The 21861-nt window shown below is 51.7% G+C and carries 16 protein-coding genes and 1 pseudogene; 10 read left to right on the top strand and 7 right to left on the bottom strand.

The window, feature by feature from the left end; all coding sequences use genetic code 11:
• Positions 1-220: 220 nt before the first annotated feature.
• From QMG16_RS18530 to QMG16_RS18500, 7 genes are all read left to right on the top strand, one after another.
• Positions 221-541: a hypothetical protein gene (locus QMG16_RS18530; RefSeq protein WP_281796635.1), complete on the top strand. Its 321-nt coding sequence runs from the start codon at positions 221-223 to the stop codon at positions 539-541.
• Positions 510-2591 carry an FAD-dependent oxidoreductase gene (locus QMG16_RS18525; protein ID WP_281796632.1) on the top strand — a complete coding sequence of 694 codons (2082 nt, stop codon included), beginning with the start codon at positions 510-512 and terminating at the stop codon, positions 2589-2591. The genes QMG16_RS18530 and QMG16_RS18525 overlap by 32 nt, the downstream gene beginning before the upstream one ends.
• Positions 2592-2687: 96 nt before the next feature.
• Positions 2688-3398 carry a methylenetetrahydrofolate reductase C-terminal domain-containing protein gene (locus tag QMG16_RS18520; RefSeq protein WP_281796631.1) on the top strand — a complete coding sequence of 237 codons (711 nt, stop codon included), beginning with the start codon at positions 2688-2690 and terminating at the stop codon, positions 3396-3398.
• Positions 3399-3461: 63 nt separating this feature from the next.
• Positions 3462-4403 carry a methylenetetrahydrofolate reductase gene (locus QMG16_RS18515; RefSeq protein ID WP_281796629.1) on the top strand — a complete coding sequence of 314 codons (942 nt, stop codon included), beginning with the start codon at positions 3462-3464 and terminating at the stop codon, positions 4401-4403.
• Between the two features lie 68 nt (positions 4404-4471).
• Entirely contained in the window at positions 4472-4633 is a 162-nt protein-coding gene (locus QMG16_RS18510; RefSeq protein ID WP_281796627.1) for a hypothetical protein, read from the top strand.
• 455 nt (positions 4634-5088) lie between these two features.
• The gene (locus tag QMG16_RS18505; protein WP_281796624.1) at positions 5089-7158 is read left to right on the top strand and encodes a PAS domain S-box protein; all 2070 of its coding nucleotides are present in this window, start codon (positions 5089-5091) and stop codon (positions 7156-7158) included.
• A 310-nt stretch (positions 7159-7468) separates the two neighbouring features.
• Positions 7469-7984, top strand: a complete 516-nt coding sequence (locus QMG16_RS18500) for a hypothetical protein (RefSeq protein WP_281796622.1) — start codon at positions 7469-7471, stop codon at positions 7982-7984.
• A 358-nt stretch (positions 7985-8342) separates the two neighbouring features.
• Here the strand turns inward: QMG16_RS18500 and QMG16_RS18495 are convergent, their stop codons facing one another.
• The 3 genes and pseudogenes from QMG16_RS18495 to QMG16_RS18485 all read right to left on the bottom strand — a co-directional run bounded on the left by QMG16_RS18495 (position 8343) and on the right by QMG16_RS18485 (position 13475).
• Entirely contained in the window at positions 8343-9194 is an 852-nt protein-coding gene (locus QMG16_RS18495; RefSeq protein ID WP_281796619.1) for an undecaprenyl-diphosphate phosphatase, read from the bottom strand.
• Positions 9195-9412: 218 nt separating this feature from the next.
• On the bottom strand, positions 9413-12118 hold the full coding sequence (locus QMG16_RS18490) for a hybrid sensor histidine kinase/response regulator (protein WP_281796616.1): 2706 nt from the start codon (positions 12116-12118) through the stop codon (positions 9413-9415).
• 91 nt (positions 12119-12209) lie between these two features.
• Positions 12210-13475 (bottom strand): annotated as a pseudogene (locus QMG16_RS18485) (branched-chain amino acid ABC transporter substrate-binding protein).
• Between the two features lie 213 nt (positions 13476-13688).
• Between QMG16_RS18485 and QMG16_RS18480 the strand changes: the two are divergent.
• Genes QMG16_RS18480 through QMG16_RS18470 form a run of 3 tightly spaced genes read left to right on the top strand, consistent with a single transcriptional unit; the run spans position 13689 to position 18564 of the window.
• Positions 13689-15458 (top strand): gamma-glutamyltransferase family protein, encoded by a 1770-nt coding sequence (locus tag QMG16_RS18480; protein ID WP_281796614.1) that lies wholly within the window; start codon positions 13689-13691, stop codon positions 15456-15458.
• A 2-nt stretch (positions 15459-15460) separates the two neighbouring features.
• Positions 15461-16996: an SH3 domain-containing C40 family peptidase gene (locus QMG16_RS18475; protein ID WP_281796613.1), complete on the top strand. Its 1536-nt coding sequence runs from the start codon at positions 15461-15463 to the stop codon at positions 16994-16996.
• Entirely contained in the window at positions 16966-18564 is a 1599-nt protein-coding gene (locus QMG16_RS18470) for a SidJ-related pseudokinase (RefSeq protein ID WP_281796611.1), read from the top strand. Before QMG16_RS18475 ends, QMG16_RS18470 begins: the two co-directional genes overlap by 31 nt.
• A gap of 16 nt (positions 18565-18580) precedes the next feature.
• Here QMG16_RS18470 and QMG16_RS18465 read toward each other — a convergent pair whose 3' ends face one another.
• The 4 genes from QMG16_RS18465 to QMG16_RS18450 form a co-directional block, all read right to left on the bottom strand.
• Complete coding sequence (locus QMG16_RS18465; protein WP_281796610.1) at positions 18581-19171, bottom strand: hypothetical protein; 591 nt, start codon at positions 19169-19171, stop codon at positions 18581-18583.
• Between the two features lie 216 nt (positions 19172-19387).
• Positions 19388-19645, bottom strand: a complete 258-nt coding sequence (locus QMG16_RS18460; RefSeq protein WP_281796608.1) for a DUF504 domain-containing protein — start codon at positions 19643-19645, stop codon at positions 19388-19390.
• Between the two features lie 221 nt (positions 19646-19866).
• The gene (locus tag QMG16_RS18455; protein WP_281796606.1) at positions 19867-20535 is read right to left on the bottom strand and encodes a TIGR00153 family protein; all 669 of its coding nucleotides are present in this window, start codon (positions 20533-20535) and stop codon (positions 19867-19869) included.
• A 14-nt stretch (positions 20536-20549) separates the two neighbouring features.
• Complete coding sequence (locus QMG16_RS18450) at positions 20550-21773, bottom strand: inorganic phosphate transporter (RefSeq protein ID WP_281796603.1); 1224 nt, start codon at positions 21771-21773, stop codon at positions 20550-20552.
• Positions 21774-21861: the final 88 nt, after the last annotated feature.

Genomic DNA, 21861 nt, shown 5'->3' with positions numbered 1-21861 from the left:
GAGGAAGTATTTCAAGGAAAACGACCTTTCCATGCGTCGAAATTTATACCACGAGATAACAGATCGACAAGGGAAAAGGCGTGGTTATCCCTTTTAAGCCGCAACCCGTGAGCCGCCTCCCGCCTCTCCGCCTGCACAGCATGGAAGTTGACAGTATGTAAAAGCGCATGTTACAAGAAACACTGTTGTTTTGAGTATTTTCATATGAGCAAATCTTTGAATGCTCGCTCTTCCATTGCCTTCTCTTCAACCGGCATTGCGCCTGCGTCGAAATTCAATGCCGTTAATTAACGGTTTTTTTGTGACACATGCAACTTTTCTTCAGGCTCACCGTATTTTCAAATTCTTCCTTGTAACAATCAATGCAAGAAGGAGAGAGGGCTCTTCTGTCTTCTGTAACCGGATTTGGAAGGCCGCAGGGTTTTCTGAACAGGTCTGCGCCCGTTATCCCCATGGGATGCATGCAGAGGGAACCATTTGCTCTGATCAAAAATTGAACAATGGAGAAAATGATGGAAAAGCAACCGTCCAAACCAAATGAGGTTGATGTTCTGGCGACATGTTCCGCCGCTTGTCCTGTGCATACAGATACCCGCGGCTATGTGCAGTGCATCAGCCAGGGCGATTATGAAGGCGCTCTGGACCTGCTCCTCGAGGTAAACCCCTTTCCGTCCGTGTGCGGACGCATCTGTCACCATCCCTGCGAATCCGAATGTCGCAGGAAGGAGATTGATTCCCCCGTCAGCTTGCGCATGTTGAAACGGTTCGTCGTGGAAAATACCAGAGAATACAGAAGTAAGAGGCGCAAACCCATCGAACGGACCAAGGGCAAAAAAGTGGCTGTTGTGGGTGCCGGCCCCTCCGGCTTGACAGCGGCAAAGGATCTGGCCGTCATGGGATACGGCGTCACCGTCTTCGAAAAAGATAACGTACTGGGCGGCATGCTGGCCCATGCGATTCCAAGATACCGGCTTCCCGTGGATGCCCTGCAGGAGGATATCGACGACATCCTGGCCACAGGGATTGAAGCAAGAACCAACGTCGAAGTGGGAAAGGATATCTCCTTTGAGCAATTGAGAAAAGACTATGACGCGATTCTCATCGCGGTGGGCCTTTCCGAGAGCAATAGCCTTCCCATCTCCGGAATCAATGCTGAAGGCGTGCTCCTCGGCATTCCCTTCCTCTGGGATGTGGCCAACCAACAACCTCCCAAGCTCGGCGACAGAGTCCTGATCATCGGCGGCGGAAACGTCGCCATCGATGTAGCCCGCGCGGCCAAGCGGCTGGGCCCCTCGAAAGTGTATATGGCCTGCCTTGAATCCCGTGCAGAGATGCCGGCATGGAAATGGGAAATCGAAGAGGCGGAAGAGGAAGGGATTGAAATTTTCAATTCATGGGGACCCAAAGCCATTTTGGAAAAGGATGGCAAAGTGACGGGCATTCAGTTCAAGAAATGCACGAGGGTCTTTGACGAAAACCGGCGTTTCAGCCCTCAATTCGACGAAGAAACAGTCAAGACCGTGGAAGTGGACAATGTCATCGTCACCATCGGCCAGAGATCCAACCTGGACTGTCTTACGGGAAGCCCGGTGGCTGTGGATCGTGGCCGCCTTGTTTGCGACCGGGCCTCCCTCACCACATCGGAACGGGGCGTTTTCTCCTGCGGTGAAGTCATGACGGGTCCCGGTTCCGCCATCGCAGCGATCGGGACCGGGCATGAGGCAGCCAGGGTGATCGACCGTTACTTGGAAACGGGGGAAATCCTCAAACTGCCGCAAAAGGCCATCCAGACCATAGGGGACCTTCCTAAAAAAACGGCGGCAAGAGCAAAGCAGTTCAGCCGATTGGAAGTGCCGCTCACAGACCCCGCACAACGCATCAGGGATTTCTCCCCTATTGAGCCCGGCTATACCGAGGCGGAAGCCCTCAAAGAAGCTCACCGGTGCCTGGCCTGCGCCACCGGCGCGGTCCTGGAAGACCCTGCCGTATGCGCCGGCTGCCTGACCTGCGTACGCATTTGCCCCTTTGGGGTTGCCACGGTGGATAGAACGGCCGTTATGCCTGCACAAGAATGTCAGACCTGCGGGCTCTGCGCAGCGGAATGCCCCGCTGCAGGGGTTGCTCTCGCCAGATTTGCCACCAACAAGATGAAAGAACAACTGGGCGTCATCCTGAATCAAGCCGACCAGAGCCGGATCAGCAGACCTTTTATTGTCTCGTATTGCTGTCTCAACGAAGCAACCAGCAGAAAATACCTCGTTCAGCAAGAGCACGTAGAGATCGAGGAAACGGGAATTTTGCGCGTGATGGTGCCCTGCGTGGGACGCCTCAGCGCTCTTGACCTGGTCAGCCCATTCGAACTGGGAGCGGACCGCGTGGTGGTGATCGCATGCAAGGAAGACGGCTGCTTCTACACCGGAGCGGAAGAACTGCTCCAGCGGCGTATCAAGAACGTCCGTAAGTTCCTGGATGAAATCAAGGTGGGAGCAGAAAATCTGCTCTATTATCAAACAAAAACCAATGCAGAAGAATCCTGGCCCGAGTTCTGGCAGGAGGCTAAAAAGATAGTGGGCAAAGCCGTCGTCGCATGACCTTGCAACGAACCCCCTTTGCCGTAGGATGGGCAAGAGGAGAGCGTTGCCTGGGGGATGCTTTCGGATAGGCTTCTTATATGGAGGAACTACAAGATGATAGTTGCCGATCAGAAACCGTTTGAGCAGATAAAAGGCTTTGTGGAGGATTATGAAAAGATCCTTGTGGTGGGATGCGGCACCTGCGTGACCGTCTGTCTGTCGGGAGGAGATGCTGAAGCCAAGCTCCTGACATCGGGCTTGAACATTGCTTTCAAACGGGAGGGCAAAAACAAGATCATCCTGGAAGACACTGTGCAAAGACAATGTGACGAGGAATTCGTCCTTCCTATTCTGGACCGGGTGAAGCAGGAAGAAATCGATGCCGTTATAACGCTTGCCTGCGGTGTGGGAGTGAATTTTCTGGCGGACCGGCTCGGGAATATTCCCGTGTTTCCCGGCGTGGACACGACGTTTTACGGGGCCGCCGTCGAGCAGGGCATGTGGGCTGAAATGTGTGCCGGATGCGGCAACTGTATCACTCAATATACCGGGGGAATCTGCCCTATCGCGCGCTGTTCCAAGCACCTTTTCAACGGTCCCTGCGGGGGTGCCGAAAACGGCAAGTGCGAAGTCGATCCTGAGAACATCGACTGTGTCTGGACGCTCATTTACAAGCGCATGAAGGCTCTCGGTCGTCTCCAGGATATGCAGAACATCATCCCCATGAAGGACTGGCGGACGGCAGCCGACGGTGGAGTACGACGCACTGTGCGGGAACATATCTTCAGGCTGGATTACAAAAAGCAACAGCAGGAGCGGAAATAGGTCCTGAAGGCCTGTTGAAACCAAAGGATGAAAAATATCAAAGGCTAATTTCGGAGCGTATACATGAGTGATACAAACGGAATGAAAGCAGGGAGCAACCTGGAAAAAGTATTCCGCGCCGGTCATTTTGCGGTCACCTGCGAATGTGGTCCGCCCAAAGGCGCCGATGTGGAGCATCTCAAGAAAAAAGTGAACATCATCAAGGGATACGTCGATGCCGCCAATGTCACGGACAACCAAACGGCCGTCGTGCGAATGTCAAGCATTGGAGCAAGCGCCATTCTCGTTCAGAACGGTATCGAACCCATCATGCAGATGGTCACTCGGGACAGAAACCGCATTGCGGCCCAGAGCGATGTTTTCGGGGCCTATGCCCTCGGTATTCGGAACATGCTCTGCCTCTCGGGCGATCATCAGAAATTCGGCAACCATCCCTTTGCGAAAAATGTCTTCGACATCGATTCCATCCAACTGCTCGACATGATGCGCGTCCTCCGTGATGAAGGAAAAATGAACTGCGGCGAAGAGGTGGAAGGCGGCATCAAGATGTTTTTCGGTGCAGCAGCCAATCCCTTCGCCGATCCCTACGAATTCCGGGTCATCCGCATGGCGAAGAAAATCATGGCGGGGGCGGACTTCATTCAGACGCAGTGCATCTACGACATGAAGCGTTTTAAAGAATTCATGAAGATGGCCTGCGATATGGGGCTGGATAAAAAGTGTTTCATCATGGCAGGATTAACTCCCCTCAAATCCGCCGGCATGGCCAACTATATGAACAAGCGCGTCTCGGGCATCACCATTCCCGATGAAATCATCCAGCGCATCAAAGGTGTTCCCAAAGACCAACAGGCCGAAGAGGGCATCAAACTGCTCATCGAACAGATCGAAGAAGTCAAGGAAATCCCAGGCATTGCCGGCGTTCATGTCATGGCCATAGAATGGGAAGAAAAGATTCCGGAAATCATGGAAAGGGCCAAGCTTCTGCCACGGCCTCAGGTGTAGGATATCCATCGCTTCAACGAGCACACCAAGCAGCATGAGAACGGTGGAATCAAAACGAGGAGCAATCCATGAACGATTCGGAAAAACATCCCAAACAAATCTTCGACATCCCTGAAAAAGGATTCGGTATCGGAGACACAGCCAAACGAGAAGACAGGGTTGATGTATCCCCTGCCGGGACAGAGGGCTGTCTGTGGGTCGATGACTTTCCCGAACTCGATGGAGAATAGTGGAGCCGTACCTATTGCGACATTGTCAGATCAACCACGGAGATACGGAGGGCATGGAGATTTCATTTGAAGGTCTTTCTCCGTGTTCTCCGTGCCTCCGTGGTTCAGATGAAATCTGACCATGTCGAATTATAGCCTATCCAGAAAACCAATTGTGACAAGTCAAACCCTCGAGGCAACCCTTCTTGGAGGCAACCCTTTCGAGCGGCCGTGACGCCATCCAGGAATATCTTTGCGAATCGGCCGGATTCTGTTATTCTTGTTCCAAAACCTACTCCGATCCCCAAAAGGGAAACGTGGCACGCTCCTTCCGCTCCGTTTTCATGACCGGTTCTTGCGCCTGGAGCGTGAATCACGGAGAAGCCCTTTTGAACCCTGGTTACAAGCATGACCTATCTTTTTATCTGCTATTGCTGTGTGTTCCTCTTTTTGGGAAGACAACCAAGGATGTTTTTATGGCAGACCTTCTCGACAATCGAAAATCCAAACAGAACCACCCGGATCGGGAGAAGGAAATCCCCGTACAGGATCATGGCACACCGAACATGAAAAATGAGTTGGCATGCCTGCAAGGCCTTTACGATCTGGCTCTAACCATGACAGTCGGCGGGAACCTTTATGAAAACCTCAGGCGCATTGCAAAAAAGTGCCGGGAATTGCTCCTTGCAGACGCTTCGAGCATAGCTTTGAAAGATCAAGGCAGCGACGAATTTTATATCCAATCCTGTTATGGGTTCAAAACGAGCGCCTTCAAACAAATGCGTTTTCCATTCAGCAAGGGACTCCAGACAATCTTTCATGATCCCGCCTCGCCACGTGTTTTTAGCGATTGCACCCCGGACGACGTATTCGACAAGACGACAGTAGAAATTCTAACTCACGAGCACATTGTCTCAGGAATGGTCGCCCCCATTGGGACGAAGGAAGAAAACCTTGGCGTTCTCTATGTCTTCTACCGATCGTCAAGAACATTCTCTCAAGGTGATCAAGATATCCTATGTAAGATTACAAAGCTTGCCACATCGATCATCCACCGCAAGCAGACCGAGGAATTGCTGCGGGAGAGCGAAGAACGGTTTCGCTTTATGGCTGAAACCACAGGAGACGTGATCTACCGCTTGAAATATGAATCCATGACTTACGATTATCTCAGTCCCAGCATCAGGAAGCTCACCGGATATTCTCCTGAAGAAATCAAAAGCATTGGGTTTTCGAAACTGGTACAGCGTATCGAGCTTCTGGAAAAAGGCCTCGTACCTCCCGATTTCATTGTCAGGAACCGCACGGAAGGTAAAATCGGTGAATACCGGGCCGACTATCAGATCCTCACCAAAATGGGCGAACTGAAGTGGGTTCGAGACCATTCTTTTCCCTGGCTGGCTGCAGGAAATCAGATCATTGGTTCAGTGGGAATATTGAGCGATATATCTGACTACAAACGCGCTGAAGTCCGGGTCCAGGAACGCACCAACGAACTCATTGAGTCCGAGGAAAAGTATCGAACCCTGGTGGAGAATGTTCCGCTGGTGGTCTATCGCATGAAACCGGGAAAAGAAATCCTTTTTGTGAATCATTTTGTGGAGGAGGTTTTGGGGTATAGCCCTGCGAAGATCCTCGGCAACCCACAATTGTGGACAGAGAGCCTCTATGACGAAGATCGCGCACGGGTCATGGATCTCTGGAAGAACAGTTTCGAAAACGGCAAGGAATTTGTCGCAGAATACCGCGTCGTCCACAAGAACGGTCACCTTGTCTACGTGATGGATCATGCCATTCCGTCTCAAACAGCCGATGGGAATACATACTGCCTGGATGGAATCATTATGGATGTGACCGGAAGAATGCGTCTGCAGGAGCAACTGGTCCGCTCCGAAGGACTCAAGACCATCGCTGAAGTCTCGGCCCGGCTGGCTCACGAATTCCGCAATCCGCTCGTATCCGCGGGAGGTTTTGCGCGGCGCCTTCTATCCGGCATGAAGGAGGATGATCCCAACCGGGGAAAGGTGGAAATCATCGTCAAGGAAGTGGGCCGCCTGGAAGGGATCCTGCGAATGGTCCTGAACTACATCCAGCCCGTGGAGGTGCACAGATCCGCAACGGACCCGAATCAGTTGGTCCGAAAAGTAATCGCTGGTGTGGACGCAGAAATGCGGGAAAGAAACGTTCGGCTGGATATCCAATTGTCTCCGACGATCCCTGATATTTCCATTGACCGTCCGCAAATGGAACGCGTCCTGGAAACCCTGATCAAAAACGCCTTGAATCAGATGCCGCAAAATGCCGCTCTTTCCCTTTCGACCAACTGGAACAAAGAATCCTTCTTCCTAAAAATGCACTATCCCGTCGAACACCTGTCGAAAGACGACGTAGAGCACTTCTTCTATCCCTTTACCACCTTCAAGACAGGATACCACACGGCGGACCTTCCCTTCTCGAAAATACTCGTCAGCAAGCACGGAGGCGAAATCGATGTCTCCATTGACAAATCGGGATGCCTTCTCCTCACTATTTCCCTTCCTTTTTGACTTTCACCGCCATACAGGAAACCGGCAGATCAAAATCTGCAACCGGTCTCCAGGGATATGGAGGTTGTAATGAGTGGACCTTCCCTTCTTGACTTCGGAAGCTATCGAATCTAGCTTTTTCGTATGTATCGAAATCATACTGCCAAAATAAATATTATAGATCCCTCCATTTACAATGCCGACTTGTCTCATTGAATTTCATCGAAGGGAGGTGGTTTCCGTGGTGAATTGAATGGGTTCAGGAATATTGAATTCCAAGTCTTTGTATCCGCAAGATTTTCTTGTCATCAGCAAATCAAAGGAGACGACAATGAGTATAACAAAATTTGCTGTATCTCTGGTAATCGGGCTTTTTCTTTTGACGGCTTCGGGACTTGCACTAGCTCAAATGCCGATGAAGGAGGTGATCAAAGAAGGGGTAAAAGAAGGCGCCCAGGAAATGCTCGGGGTGGAAAAGCCGGTTCAGGGTAGAGTTGAAATGATGGACGGCGCCAAGAAAATGATGGACGGCAAGAAAATGATGAAGGATGACCTTGTCAAGCATGGAAAAATAAAAGAAGGAGAGGCTCTGAAAGGTGAACGCATGATGTCCGATGGGTACGACATGGTGGCCGAAGGGGACAAAATGATTCAAAGCCAGAAGGCAGCCGAAGGCAAGAAGAAGATGATGGACGGCAGCAAAATGATGGCTGACGGCAAGAAAAAGATGATGCATGACATCTCCGAAAAGAAAATACTCAAGGAAAGTGAAAAATCCAACGGCTATACCATGATGGAAGATGGCGAGAAGATGATGAAGGACGCTGAAATGATGATGCTCAAATAGGTCGGATCCCTTGCCGAAGAAGGATTTCTGCAATTTTGAGCAGCTTGACGCAGGAAAGCTTTTCGACCAGGAGAAACCTTAGGATCCGAATTTTTTTCCTGTTCGGACCCGGGCGTTGTGAGAAGGAGTAAACGTGCCTGCGAACCGGCTCCTTTCGATGGGCCAACAAATCCTATCATGACGACGCGGGAAGAGAAAAGCCCCTTCCTGGGCAGATGAAAATCAGCCCCTATGGATAATATGGCTTGATCCGGTTTTTATGCCCTTTCAGAGTATAAAAACCGGAAAAACCAATCACCTCGTTTCGATTCTATATTTCGTTTGTTTTCATCACCCCGGAGGGCACCCATGAGCACCATTAGGTGAGGAGCAATGCTGCCCCGGCAATTGCAGCAAGGACTCTGTAGTAACCAAAGATCGCCAAACTGTGCCGGCTCAGATACCCAACCATCCACTTGATGGAGAATACAGCGAAGAGAAATGCAGAGAGGAGACCGATAAGAAGAGAGAGACCGTCAAAGGTCTGCAGCATGAGCTGACCGTGTTTCAAAAAATCATAGCCTGTAGCAGCGCCGAGTGTTAAGAGACCTAAGAGAAAACTGAACTCAACGGCGGCAGGTAAAGAGAGACCCACCAATATCCCTCCGACTATGGTCACGAGGCTTCTGCTCACACCCGGCCACATGGCGATGCATTGTACAAAACCAATGATGAGAGCCATTTTGATTCTCAGTTGATCGAGCGTTCTTCCAGCCCTCATCGACTTTCCACTCCCACCATTGAAGTGAACAACCACGAGGATTGCCAGCCCCCCCAAAAACCAGGCAGAAATTACAGGCCAGATACCGAAGAGATGTGTCTTTATGGCGTTATTAAACAACAGTCCAACGATAGCCGCAGGCAGGAACGCGGCGACCACATTGATCATCATCACCAGCCCCTCTCTATCTTGCCCCAAAATGCCTCGGCCAATCTGTTTTATGCGGCCGAAATACAGCCAAACTACGGCAAGAATGGCTCCAGCTTGAATACAGATCGTATAGGCATCCGCAGCGGTCTTCGAGCGTTTATCGTCTAAGGTGGGAGAGGTGCTTTCCTTTTCCAGTCCCATGAGTCTTTCTGCGACCAGGAGGTGTCCCGTGGAGCTCACAGGCAGGTACTCCGTCAGACCTTCGACAGCTCCAAGGAGTACGGCCTGAGTCATTGTCATACGCTTATTGCCGGTATCTTTTCCTGCAACACCTTCTGCGATGAGACATGTTGGAGCAACTAAGTTCAGAAAAACGAGACCCATTGATATTACTACGCCAGCCTTGAATCGCATTTTACATTCTCCTGATTTCTTTCAGGTAAACTCCGGCTCTGCCGAGAGACTCGCCGGAATCCGACCATTCCGGGAGTGTGTTCTCGAAGAGGAACATACTATTTTCAATCGCTCATTTCTTTTTTAACGATTCTTCCGAGTCCCTCCATTGAGTAGGGTTTTTTGAGAAACCCGCGGGCGCCGAGTTGCTGCGCGCGATAAACCTCTTCGTTCTCGGAGAATCCACTGGCTATAATGGCCTTCTGGTTTGGATGGATTTCGATGATGCGTTCGTAGGTCTGGCGGCCGTTCATACCGGGATGCATGAGCATATCCAGCAGGACCAGGTCCACACGGTTTTCCCGGAGATACTCTATCGCCTTTTCCCCGGAATCGACACATTCAACATCATAGCCCAGCACCTTCAGCATGCGGCCGGCAACATCCAGTTGCAGAGGTTCATCGTCCACGACCAGGATTTTTTCTCCGCCGCCTTTCAGCTCTTCTATCCCCGTATGGCTCTCTTCACGGGCCATGTCCTGTTTTGAAGCTGGAAAGTAGAGATCAAAAGAGGTTCCTTTAGTGCTGCTTGTAACGAGAACGGTACCCTCATGGTCCGTAACGCTGTTCCACACAACGGTCAAACCCAGGCCGGTGCCACTTTTGCCCATTACCTTCCGGGTATAGAACGGTTCGAAAATGCGGTCTAAATCCTCTGCAGGGATCCCTTTTCCGTCATCCTCAACGGTGAGAACGGCATATTCACCCGATTGAATGCTGTTTTCCCATGCCATCTTTTCATCCACCCTTCGATTACAGGTGGAAATAACGATATGTCCTGCGCCGTCTATCGCTTCCATAGCATTTATGACCAGATTCATGATACATTTTTTTATATGGACCGAAGAGCAGTGAATATTATAGAGGCTTGGATCGAGTTTGGTTGTACACTTTACATCCCCGTACGATGACATCAGCTTTTGATTTTCCGGGGAATTCAAATATTCCGATACAATCTGGTTCAAGTTGGCCGTTGTCTTAGTACCTGCAACTCCGCGGGCTACGGTGAGAAGATCCGCAACCACGGCGGCGGCTCTTTGCCCTGATTCCTGGATGGCCTTGAGGGGTTCTCTCAGACTGCTCTCCTCCGGGATTTGCATGAGAAGAAGCTCTGGATAACCGACCAGCCCCGACAGGATGTTATTGAGATCGTGAGCGACCCCGCCGGCCAGCAATCCTATGGTCTCTATCTTTTGCGCCCGCTGCAGTTTGGCTTCCATGGCTTTTTTTTCAATCTCGGCCTGCTTTTGAGCGGTCAGATCATCGTAAACGGCAACAATTTCTCCTGACGGAAGCTTATAAACAGAGCTTTCACGCCAACCCCGAAGCCTTTCGTCCGAATAATAACTGGCAGGATGGCGGGCGGATTGCCCTGTTTTCAAAACCTTGCGGAACACGTCGAGCAGTCCGAAGTCTATAACTCCCGGGAATACCTCGGTTATCTTTTTCCCTAGCGCTTCCTCGCGCTTTACCCCTTCAATTTTTTCAACAGCCCTGTTCATATCCCTGAGGATGAAATCCTGCCCCTCTTCCAGCGCTTCATAGACCAACACGCCGCTGCTCGAGTGTTCAAAAAGTTCGCGATACCGCCTTTCACTTTCAGTGAGTTCAGCCGTGCGCTGTTCCACTTTTTGCTCCAGACCGCCTATCAATTCACGAATGTGAGAGGCCATCACATTGAACGTGTGTGCCAGTCGGCTCAACTCATCCGTTCCTTCTTCGGCGGCCAAAACATCGAGATTGCCTTTCCTGAGCTCCTCGGCCGACCTTGTCAGCGCCACCACCCTTCGAGTAATCCCGTTGTTGAGTATCCTCGCTATATTCGCCGCTGCGACCAAACCCGCCAGTGTGATCGCCACCATGACGGCGATCGCTATCCTGTGCGCACGAACGATCCTTGCCTGTGCACGATCGACCTCTTCCTTTGCCAGTCGGATGAGAGTCTTTGAAACGGCTTCGGCGGCATCGGTCTGCAGGGCGAAGTCATTGAATTTGGCCTTTATCGCGACATCAATATCCAGAATGCTTTCGGCAGCGGAGATACAACGGTTGAGCATCTGGTTGATTCTCTCCCTCGACTCCCCTGTGAAGTTCGGCATACTGGCTATTTCCTTTCGCATCTGGAATGCCACATTGAAGGCGGACTGCATCAGGAAACGCTGTCGAGTGATCCTGTAATCCTGGGCAAAAGATTTCATCTCCCCATACAAGCGCGTCAGGTTCCCGGTTCCGACGATTTCAGCCTTCAAGGCATCAAAAGCTTTCTCCAACTGCGCCTCCAATCCATTTTCCGGAGCGGCCAGGTCCGTAACCAACTCAACGGACTGTATGGAGGTGTCCGCAAATCGTTTTGCGGAAGAAAGGTATAAATTCAAATCCACGTGGCTTTTGCGAAAAGCGTCGTTGGCGCTGGGCTGGGCGACCAGGCCCTTCAACCTGTTGCTGATGGTGATGACCTGGGCAATTTGTCTCACAGCGGGTTGTGCATACTGTTCATGGGCATTGGTGAGGCCAATCCGAGGGTACTGTAGAAAAAAATCTCGATGAAGACGACGAGCCTTCTCCATCCCCCGGTCCATCTCCAGCACCATTCGCTGTATTTCCGTACTGGTCCGAATGGATTCTTCCGTATCACGAATGAATGCCAGAGAAAGATAAGCCGTTGCGGCAATCATCACAATGAGCCACAGCAACAGCCCTATCCCCAAAGCAAACCTGGTTGTGATGCTCATCCCCCAAAGGAGTTGATACCATCTATTCCAAATATTCATGTTCTTTTCTCTCCAGGAAAATCAGACAAACGCTTACGGGGGCATCACGAATGGATTTGAAAGGATCCTGAAGCGTTCTTTATGCCCTTGTTCATTTTTCAGGAGAATAAGTGAACATCACATTGGACTGCAAACCTTCGAGCCCGGCCGTGGGATCGTTCAACCGCAGAACATTGAAAACAGGAAGAGCACAGTCTCCAAATGCATCACAGGACAGAAGGCCTGTTACCCCTTGAAATTCCCTGGTGGCGTAAAGGGCGTCTCGAAGCGCCTGGCGCCCCATATGCAGCGATCCATCCGGATCCTGGACGGCAATGGCCTCAATGGTCTTCAACAGCAGGTCGGCGGCATCGTAAGCGTTCTGATAGTAGCTCGCTGCGGGAGATACATCATACCTGGCCTTGTAGTCCCGGGCAAGCTTTTCGATGGCGGGGCCCGTAGGAGGAGCAGGCCCAACAAAATACATACCGATTCCATCCCCTTGAACATCTTCTATGAATGAGTTTTCTATCAATGCTCCATCGCTCATGAGGATTATTTTTTAAAAACCCGCTGTTTTTCTGGCCTGCCGAAGAATATGATTGCCTTCCGGCTGAAACAAGGGAAAGAATAAAAGCTGTGCGTCGGAATTCATCACAGCCGTCAGGACCGGCTGCATCTCCTTGTCCCCTTTATCGACAGAGGTCGATAAAACGATTTTGCCCCCAAGTTTTTCGAAGGCCTGCACGAATCCATCGGTCAGCCCCCTGGTATAGATATCTCCATCGTTTATGGTAGCGGCGTTGCGGACACCAAGTTCATGAAAGGCATATATAGCGGCGGCCTTGCCTGAAGCTTCCTCATTGGGGGCCGTCCGGAAATAACCCGGTTGCCAATGGGGAGCTTTCTTTCCTGCGACAGCCGTCAGAAACGGGGCGCTATTGTTGCCGGAAATCATCGTCAACCCTGCATCAGACATGGCCTTGGATGCGGTAACGGCAGCACCTGAGCAGGTCGTACCCAAAATGGCCACCACCTGTGGATCAGCTATGATTTTCAAAGCGGCATTGGCGCCGCCCTCTTCTGTACAACCGGTATCCTCCGTCTGCAACAGGATGGGGTGCCCAAGCACTTTATCCCGGTGTTTATCAATAGCAAGCTCAATTCCCCGAATTTGCTCAAACCCCAGTGGTGCGACCCTGCCCGACAAGGCCTGCAAAACACCAATTTTTAATGGTTCTCCAGGAGCCACGCTCACACAGCCGATGCTGTCCTTACACTCAAACCGGGGGGCCGATTTTTCGCAGGCCGTCAGCAATACGGCAGTCACTAAAGCACTTGCGGCAACCAATGAAATGATCCTTTCAGATTTCGGCATTTTCCTCTCCTGCCTTTTTTCTGTTGCAGTACGCCCCCTTCCCCTTTCGTGCTTCCCTTTGCACAAATCGACTTTCGCAAAAATTTGAATTTTCTGCTATATTAATTTGTTGGTGACGCAGGTTGAGAAACGATTTCCGACTTTTGTTCCCTGTTCGTCTTTTTTCTCAGGCAACTTATCTTTATTCATCCCTCATCTTTTCGGAGGACACTGATGCGAAGTTTTGGGAAAAACGGCAGTCAGAATCGTCCCTTTACCGGCAACGTTCAAGGATTTCGAGCTGCTATCGCCACAGAGCATTTTCTTTCCGCTCAAGCCGGCATGGACATCCTGAAACAGGGAGGCAACGCATTCGATGCCGCCGCTGCGGCGACGCTGGTGGAAAGTGTCGTCAATCCCCACATGTTTACCCTTGGGGGCGAATGTCCCATGGTCCTCTATGTTGCAGATCGACAAAAAGTGGTCTCCGTCAACGGCAATACCCAGGCCCCCCAAAAAGCCACGATCGAAGCCTACCAAGCGAGGGGGCTTGAGCTGATTCCTCCCGATGGAGTTCTGGCAGCCGGGGTTCCCGCTGCCCTTTCAGCCCTAGTGGAAATGCTCGTCCACTACGGCTCCCTTCCCTTCGAAACCGTCGCCGAACCCGCTTTTCTCATGGCCCGCGACGGGTTCCCCGCCCATGAGGGGCTGGTGGGTATGCCACGCTTTTCACTGGAAGCAAACAGGGAGAAGTTTCTCGAGCATTACCCCAACACGGCCGCAGTATATCTCAATGCGGACGGATCAGTACCGCACCCGGGTCAAAAGATAAGCAACGCACCACTGGCCCGGTTCTTGAGCATCCTGATGGAAGAGGCCCGGCGGGCTGCAGGCGGGGGGAGAGAGGCCGGGTTGAGGGCGGTCAAGGAAGCCTTTTACCTGGGAGACATGGCAAGAGAGGTGGAGCGCTTCGTTCAGGAGCGGGACGGCTATTTGAATATGCAGGATCTCGCCGCATTCGAAACCTTCCTGGAAGAACCCGCATCCACTCGGTTCCGGGACGCAATCGTTTTCAAATGCGGCCCATGGTCTCAGGGGCCAGTGTTCCTGCAGCTCTTGAACCTGCTGGACGGCTTCGACCTGGAAGGATTCGGGCACAATTCCACGGATTATCTGCACCTCTGGACCGAAGCGGCCAAACTGGCTTACGCCGACCGGGAACAGTATTACGCGGACCCGCGGTTTGTGGATGTTCCTCTTAAAGAACTGCTGAGCCGCGAATACAACGCAAAGCGTCGGAAGCTCATCGACATGGAGCGTGCGAGCGCTCTTCACCGGCCTGGAGATCCACGAAGGGGAGATTCTCTCCTGTCCAGGGAAGAGGTTTTCCAACGGGGAAACTGGGGGTTCGGCACGGTCCACATCGCCGTCGCCGACAGCAGGGGAAACCTGGCGGCCTTGACTCCCAGTGGAGGATGGATTTCTGCAAATGAAGTGATTCCCGCCCTGGGCTTTCCCCTCACTTCCCGTCTTCAGACCTTTTATCTGGAACCCCGGCATCCCAATGTGATCGCCCCCGGCAAGCGGCCCAGAACCACCCTCAGCCCTTCCCTCGCATTTTACCGGGGGCATCCATGGATGGCTTTTGGAACCATGGGTGGAGACCAGCAGGACCAGTGGACCAGTCAATTTTTCTTGAACCGCCTTGTCTTCAGAATGTCCGTTCAGGAAGCCATTGAGGCCCCCAAAATCACATGCGATCACATTCCGGGGTCGTTTTACCCTCATGACGCTTTTCCGAAAAGCATCAGCCTGGAAGGACGTATTGCCCCCGGGGTTGCGGAAGAACTCAAGCGCCGGGGGCACGTAATCAAGAGGGGAGACGATTGGAGCGCCGGCTACATTTGTGCGGTTTCCAGAGATGAAGAGGGACTGCTGCAAGCCGGAGCCGATCCGAGAGGGCAAAAGGGGAGCGTTTTCCCGGCGTGCGCTCTTGCATGGTGAGGATGGTATTACTGGTGTCCGTCAGCCTCTTTCCAAATGAAGCTCGAAAAAAATGTGTGGGGTTCAAAAGATTGCCGGAGCCGTTCATCAGTAAACACAGCAGCCATTCCCGGGCCTTCCTGCTTTTTTTGATCTCCCTGGCTCTATCATGCCTTTCCGGCTGCACACCAATCACACGGCAGGCCATCCTCGTTCCAATGCCCACGCCGGCCTGCATCCAGGACATTGCCCTTCTTCCTCAGAATGCCGCCGCCTATTTGAATCCTTCAACCTCCGGAAAAGAACTGATTCCTTATCATCTTTCAAAACTTTTATTTGAAAAATTCAAGGAAAACCATTTTGCTCCCTGGCACCGGAAAGAACCTCTCTACAGTAAGGATGTTGTCTCCAGAGGGAGACAACATCTTGAATACAAAAATATTTACGGAGAAAATACTCTACCGCGGGACAAGGAATGGCTTTATGCCCTTGATCGCATGACAGCGATGGAAAGCTACCCCAACACCCATCGATGGGCCATTGCCATTACAAATTCCAACCTCAGAGTGCTGCCCACGACCAGGCCCGCTTTTTATGATTTCGGAAGCGCCGGAGAGGGCTACCCGTTCGATCACCTGCAAATATCCGCCGTGTGGGGAGGCACCCCCCTTTTCATATCTCACACCTCTGCAGACGGTTCATGGCTGATAGCTGAAACGCCCTTTGCCTCGGGATGGATTCCCGTTTCCGATATCGCCTATGTCGACGAACCCTTTATAAAAGAATACGAAACAAACCGGCTGGCGGCCCTGATCAAAGACGAGATCCCCATTTCCGACCATGCTTCCCGTTTCCGGTTCATGGGCAAGGTGGGCTCGGTCTTCCCCATCGTGGCGGCAAAAGAGGGAGCATTTGAAATACTGATTCCCGCTGCTGACTGGAACCGCAATGCCATCTTGCTTCGTGGAAATCTTTCAAGGGAGCGGGCAACGGAAATGCCCCTGGCCGCCACACCTGAAAATATCGCTTCTCTTATCAACGAACTTCTGAGAAAACCTTACGGGTGGGGAGGTCTATACGAAAACCGGGATTGTTCGTCCACCATGAAGGACCTTTTCACTCCCTTTGGTATCTGGCTGCCCCGAAGTTCCCCAAGGCAGGCAAGGGAGGGATTCTTCATTCCTCTTCAAGGACTGGAACTCCGTGAAAAGGAAAAAACCATCATCCGGAATGCCGTTCCCTTCCTCACACTCCTCTGGATGCCCGGCCATATCGGGCTCTACATCGGGGAAGACCGCGGAAGAGCCCTCATTTTTCACAGCACCTGGGGAATCAAGACCAAGGATTCCGTGGGGCGGGAAGGGAGGAAAATCATCGGAGAGACAGTCATCACCACCCTGCAGCCCGGTATAGAACTCCCCGACATCCTGCTTCCGGGAGGAAATTTACTTTACAGAATCGCTGGGATGACCCTTTTGACGCCTGAGGGAAGCGCTCAGGATTTGAATGCAAAACGAGAGAAACAAAAATGGATGAACACGCAATCGCCCGGGAACTGAGGAACCTCGAGCAATCCATCAAGAACCGAAATCTGGACTTCAGCGCGCTCTATGTAGCACTCACCGACCTACGACAGTGGATCGAAAAATTTCCGGCAGCGGTCTGTGTTGAGACCGTCAGCGTTTTGAAAGATGTTCTGGAAGATTCCAGGCACACTTCACAAAAACAGGCCTATTTCCTCTTCAAGGAAGCTGCAGACACACTGGCGTGCATTGCTGTGGCGCAGAGAATAGACCGACCGGTTGTTGAAGCGGCCATCGGCAGCTTGAGATCCATTGTGAGCCGGACCAAAGGACATGCCCACAGGGCCGCAGCCGAAGCCATGGGATCCTTTCCTCTCGGCATACGAGGTCCTGAACTTCCGTTAGAACACTCAGAAAACGCCCCTCCCATTCACTGGGAAGAATTGCTGGATCGAAACGCATTGTCCATCGCCTCAGATCCCTTCATGATGGGCAGAAGCCTCGTGGCGCCGATCGAGCAGCATGAAGCCTTACTGGTCGTCAAGCTGGCGTGTTCAAAAGACAGCCCGGCTGCCATTGGCCAGGAAGCGGCCTGGATGGAACATCTTTGTTCCTGCAGCTCGGCTTTTTCAGTCCGATTCGACGTGCCTGCGCCTTTGAAGATCGATGGCAGTCTTCTTTTTCGGTTGAAGAGCCTTCCAGCCATTAGATGCATCCGGAGCGACCTGCATCCGGAAGGCTATGCCATCGCCTTCACTGCCCATCCGGATTACTTCAATTATATCAACGAACCCAACAAAAATTTACAGCCAGACCACAGTCCATTCAAGGAAACCATGCTGCGAAATGCTTGGCTGCTCGGAAAACTCGCCTCATGGGGCATTGTTCATTCGGCTCCCATTCCGCTGTTCCATAACCGCGTTCAAAGAGAGCGCAGGGCCGACGGCGGCCTGTATGAATGGCCACGAGGTGGGAGGTTGGACCGGTGGCTCCATTCGTGCCGTTATCCCAACTTTGGTCTTACAGGAATTCGAGACCTGGAACACCTCATTTCATTTCAAGGTATGAGCCGAAAACTCTATCAATACATCGGGACGCACATCTTGAGCCTCCTCCTGGTGGTGGGCAGCTATTTCCGCAATCAGGATTCGAGCCGTGTCGGTTTCGATTGCCGGGGCAAACCCGTTGACGCCCGGGAACTCTTCCATCAACCCTCTGTGAGGGAACTCATCGAAGGGATACTGAAATTTTATTACCGGGGATTTGTAGGACGTGAATTGGCCGACGCCATTCCCGCCAACCTGGACAGGCTCACCCGGCGCATGATCGACGAAATGGGCGTTGATCGCCATATGGAAGAAATTTTGCGCGCGGTGGACCAACGGGAAATGACGGATGATGCCTTCAGGGAATTTTTGCTTGAAAGAGGTTTTTCGCAGACGCAGGTCAGCACCTTGAGAAAGGGTACGGAAGATATCGTCATCCATACCGGCCCTCACCTCGGAGGCTTCAATGACAGGATCTCTCTGCCCGAACTCATCGAGTTCGTTGCGACGGCTTCTGCCCTCTGCATCGCCGGCCGCTATGCGGCGGAAGCCGTTTGAACCCTTATCTTCGGCATCAGAATGTCGTCAGCCGTTTCTCGTAAATCACAAGAGGTTCATACCCGAAAAGAGCGTTCAGATGATGCAGGAACGCATGCTGCCCTTCTTTCTGCCATGTCGCACCGATGTCTTCATTTACCCCTTTGTAAAAAGCCAATATATCCCGGCAGGATGCCGAGCGGTCTATTTTTCCTCTTTGAACCACCCCTTGTTCAATCAGGTCCAGCCACGTTTGACTGACTCCCATGATGAAATAGGGCCAGGATTTCTGGATGGGCAGGGACCAGTTGCGATCGCTGGTATCCTCCACATTGGGTTTGCTGATTCTGCCGGTATCGTCGTAAACGTCCTCCAGGATGATACCGGCACTTTTCATATCTTTCAGAATTCTGTTGGATCGAATAGACGCAAAAACCCGGTCGGCCACTTGGGGGTCCGCATAAAAGATGAAACTGAACTGGTGTCCCGATGCATCCGGAGCGGCCCTTCGATGGAAACGCCACAAGGAGATCTCCTCACTGTAGCGGCTTAGAACAGGGGCTATGACCCGGTGCGCCAGGAGCGGGTCCATGTGCCACAGTGGCTCCGCATCCTTGGGCCAATCCATTCGAAACTTTGCGTACCACCATCCCTTTGCGCCAGTTTTCTCCTCCTTTCGAAAGGTCTCTCGCTCCAGGAATTTCTTCGAATTCAAGGAGGCACAGCCGGAAAACAAGGAAGTGATCAAAATTAAAAAAATAATTAAAAATATATACTTATTGATCCAGCCCAAATACTTGCTCCATTTTGCCCACCATATTTTTCAAATAGCCCCTTAGACCTGTTACGCCCCCGTCCTCTCCCAGATCAACACTCCATCACGAAAGACCTGCCGCACCCTGTGGAAGGGAATGGTCACCGTTTCGCCTCCGAGACCCAGCAGTTGAAAGGAGAAATGGTTTCCCTCCTCAAAATGTATTTCACGGAACGGAATGCGGATGATCCGCTGTTCGATATGATCAAAATACCCGATTTCGAAACCGGCCCTGCCAAATTCCCTGTCCCACCGGATTCGGTTAAAAAGTTCGTGGATCGGAATCATGGGAAATTCTCATGAGAGATTCGACCGCAATTTAGAGCCTACCCGAAAACCTTCCTCAGCAGTGGACACCCCCCTTGGTCCCCCCTCGAGGGGGGGAATTGAAGGGGGGTGTCGCAAAGTCCACAGGGGGTTTCCGGATAGGTTCTTAATGCGATATTGTAAGAAGCGCTCACATGCAGAATTTTAAAGAACTTGTGATGGAGCGCTTATCCCAAAATGGATCACCGTGCAATCATGGCTCGCATCATATCACCCGCGTTTTCCGCATGATTGGAAATGTCCCCCATATACCGGATCAACTCAGCAAGATGATATGCTGAAGTAGGGCTTTCAAACGGATAGCTCAGGATGTCCGAAAGCAGTTTTCTTTCCACCTGATCGGACTGAAATTCATATTCACGGATCAGGCGAATCGCCTGTTTCACCTCCTTGCGCTGATTTTCGGAAAAATGCTGAAAATAATTGTCGGCCGCAACCACCAGGGGATGGATGGATTTCAAAACGTCAATCACCTTTTCAACCATCAGCAGAAGATCGTCCACCAATTCATCGGGGACAACGGTCTTTCGATACGAAAGCCAGTGCAGTACATCCTGTGTCCCATCGAGCACTTTATCCTGCTCACGCAGATACCAGAGCAGTTGAAATTTATCCATGGGCAGTAAAATCCCTCGAGGCAGATGGCCCCGAATGTTGCGTTTGATGCCATCGCCCTGGTCTTCTATGATGGTGATTTTATTGTGATAACTTTCGAATTCAGTATTATTCCCATCCAAATGGGCCAGGACTGCAAGCCTGAATATGGGGGCCGCCTCTTGAATCAGTTTCGCGTGTTTCTTGAGGCCTTCAAAAGGGGATTGGCGAAATAACGTCAGAAATGCCGTGCGCATAGAATCTCCTTTACTTATAAAAAGATTGCTTCAAGAATCTTAAATATAACGATTGTCGGCAATGCCGCCAGAGGGAGGGTAATCAGCCAGTACAGCGTGATCTTCCACACCATTTTAAAGTCCACCGCGGCGAGCCCCCCGGCAAGCCCAACGCCGATCACCGCCCCCACCGCAGCATGCGTTGTCGAAACAGGCAACCCCATTTTCGAAGCAATGAGTACAGAAGTGGCTGTGCCGAAGTCCACGGAAAAACCCCGGGTATTATTGAGAATGGTGATCTTGTGGCCAATGGTTTCAATCACCCGGTATCCCCATGTGAAAACCCCTATGGCAATGAAAATGCCTCCACCGGCAAGGAGAAAAAAGGGAACTTCGGCGCTTTGCGGAATGTGCCCCATTTTATAAATGGCGAAAATGCCGGCAACAGGCCCTATGGCATTGGCCACGTCGTTGGCTCCGTGCGCCAGGGAAACATAGCAGGCCGTAAATACCTGCAATCTCCTGAAGATTTCTTCCACCCCCTCTTCTTCTACCTTGCGAATCGTTTTAGCCATCCATTTTTTCGCTGCAAAGCCCAGCACAACCGTAAAAAGAATGGAAACAGCAGCGCTGGCTCCGGGGTTCAATCCCAACCGTTCTCCCAAGGGGGTTTTAGTAAGAAGAGAGAGCATGACGATAAGAATGGTTGCACCCGAAAAAAAAGGGGTCCAGCGGAGGGCTTCCAGAAAAAGTTTGGGTTTTCTGAGGATCCGTCTGCGAATGAACACGAAAATCATGTAAGCGAGGAAACCCGCAAAAACGGGGGAAATCAACCAGCTGAGGATGATGGGAATGATCTTGCCCCATTTGACGGCCGACACCCCCCCGACAACTATTCCGAATCCCACCACCGCCCCCACAATGGAGTGGGTTGTAGAAACCGGCAGCTGCTTCCAGGTGGCTACGAATACCCAAAAAGCAGAAGCCAGCAGGGCGGACAGAAGTCCAACACTCATCACCTGAGGGTCGGTGACGAGTTCTGCTTTGAGAATCCCACTGGATATGGTCGATGTGACGTGAGACCCGATAAAGGCTGCCCCAACAAAATCAAGAAATCCACCGATGAAAACCGCCTGCCGCAACGTGATCGCCTTGGCGGCCACCGGTGAGGCCATTCCATTTGCAATATCGTTGGCGCCGATATTCCACGCCATATAAATTCCGGCCAGAAGCCCCAAAGCAAGTACAATTTCCGCCATTTGAACCTCCCAAAATCAGACCATCATCGGTCGATGATCAATAGATGAAAGTTTGGCTCGCATTCGGACAGGCGTGCCTGAGATGGCC

It is taken from the genome of Desulforhabdus amnigena, from assembly GCF_027925305.1.
Taxonomy (GTDB): Bacteria; Desulfobacterota; Syntrophobacteria; order Syntrophobacterales; family Syntrophobacteraceae; genus Desulforhabdus; species Desulforhabdus amnigena.
Note: the sequence above shows the minus strand (reverse complement) of the source record. Positions and strands in the feature narration are given on the sequence as shown.

Excerpts from the sequence above, each read along its gene's own strand:
- QMG16_RS18500 (WP_281796622.1), top strand. The coding sequence starts at position 7,469 with ATGAGTATAACAAAATTTGCTGTATCTCTGGTAATCGGGCTTTTTCTT.
- QMG16_RS18480 (WP_281796614.1), top strand. The coding sequence starts at position 13,689 with ATGCGAAGTTTTGGGAAAAACGGCAGTCAGAATCGTCCCTTTACCGGC.
- QMG16_RS18450 (WP_281796603.1), bottom strand. The coding sequence starts at position 21,773 with ATGGCGGAAATTGTACTTGCTTTGGGGCTTCTGGCCGGAATTTATATG.
- QMG16_RS18525 (WP_281796632.1), top strand. The coding sequence starts at position 510 with ATGATGGAAAAGCAACCGTCCAAACCAAATGAGGTTGATGTTCTGGCG.
- QMG16_RS18515 (WP_281796629.1), top strand. The coding sequence starts at position 3,462 with ATGAGTGATACAAACGGAATGAAAGCAGGGAGCAACCTGGAAAAAGTA.
- QMG16_RS18490 (WP_281796616.1), bottom strand. The coding sequence starts at position 12,118 with ATGAATATTTGGAATAGATGGTATCAACTCCTTTGGGGGATGAGCATC.
- QMG16_RS18520 (WP_281796631.1), top strand. The coding sequence starts at position 2,688 with ATGATAGTTGCCGATCAGAAACCGTTTGAGCAGATAAAAGGCTTTGTG.
- QMG16_RS18510 (WP_281796627.1), top strand. The coding sequence starts at position 4,472 with ATGAACGATTCGGAAAAACATCCCAAACAAATCTTCGACATCCCTGAA.
- QMG16_RS18460 (WP_281796608.1), bottom strand. The coding sequence starts at position 19,645 with ATGATTCCGATCCACGAACTTTTTAACCGAATCCGGTGGGACAGGGAA.
- QMG16_RS18470 (WP_281796611.1), top strand. The coding sequence starts at position 16,966 with ATGGATGAACACGCAATCGCCCGGGAACTGAGGAACCTCGAGCAATCC.
- QMG16_RS18505 (WP_281796624.1), top strand. The coding sequence starts at position 5,089 with ATGGCAGACCTTCTCGACAATCGAAAATCCAAACAGAACCACCCGGAT.
- QMG16_RS18530 (WP_281796635.1), top strand. The coding sequence starts at position 221 with ATGCTCGCTCTTCCATTGCCTTCTCTTCAACCGGCATTGCGCCTGCGT.
- QMG16_RS18495 (WP_281796619.1), bottom strand. The coding sequence starts at position 9,194 with ATGACAATGACTCAGGCCGTACTCCTTGGAGCTGTCGAAGGTCTGACG.
- QMG16_RS18475 (WP_281796613.1), top strand. The coding sequence starts at position 15,461 with ATGGTATTACTGGTGTCCGTCAGCCTCTTTCCAAATGAAGCTCGAAAA.
- QMG16_RS18465 (WP_281796610.1), bottom strand. The coding sequence starts at position 19,171 with ATGGATTGGCCCAAGGATGCGGAGCCACTGTGGCACATGGACCCGCTC.
- QMG16_RS18455 (WP_281796606.1), bottom strand. The coding sequence starts at position 20,535 with ATGCGCACGGCATTTCTGACGTTATTTCGCCAATCCCCTTTTGAAGGC.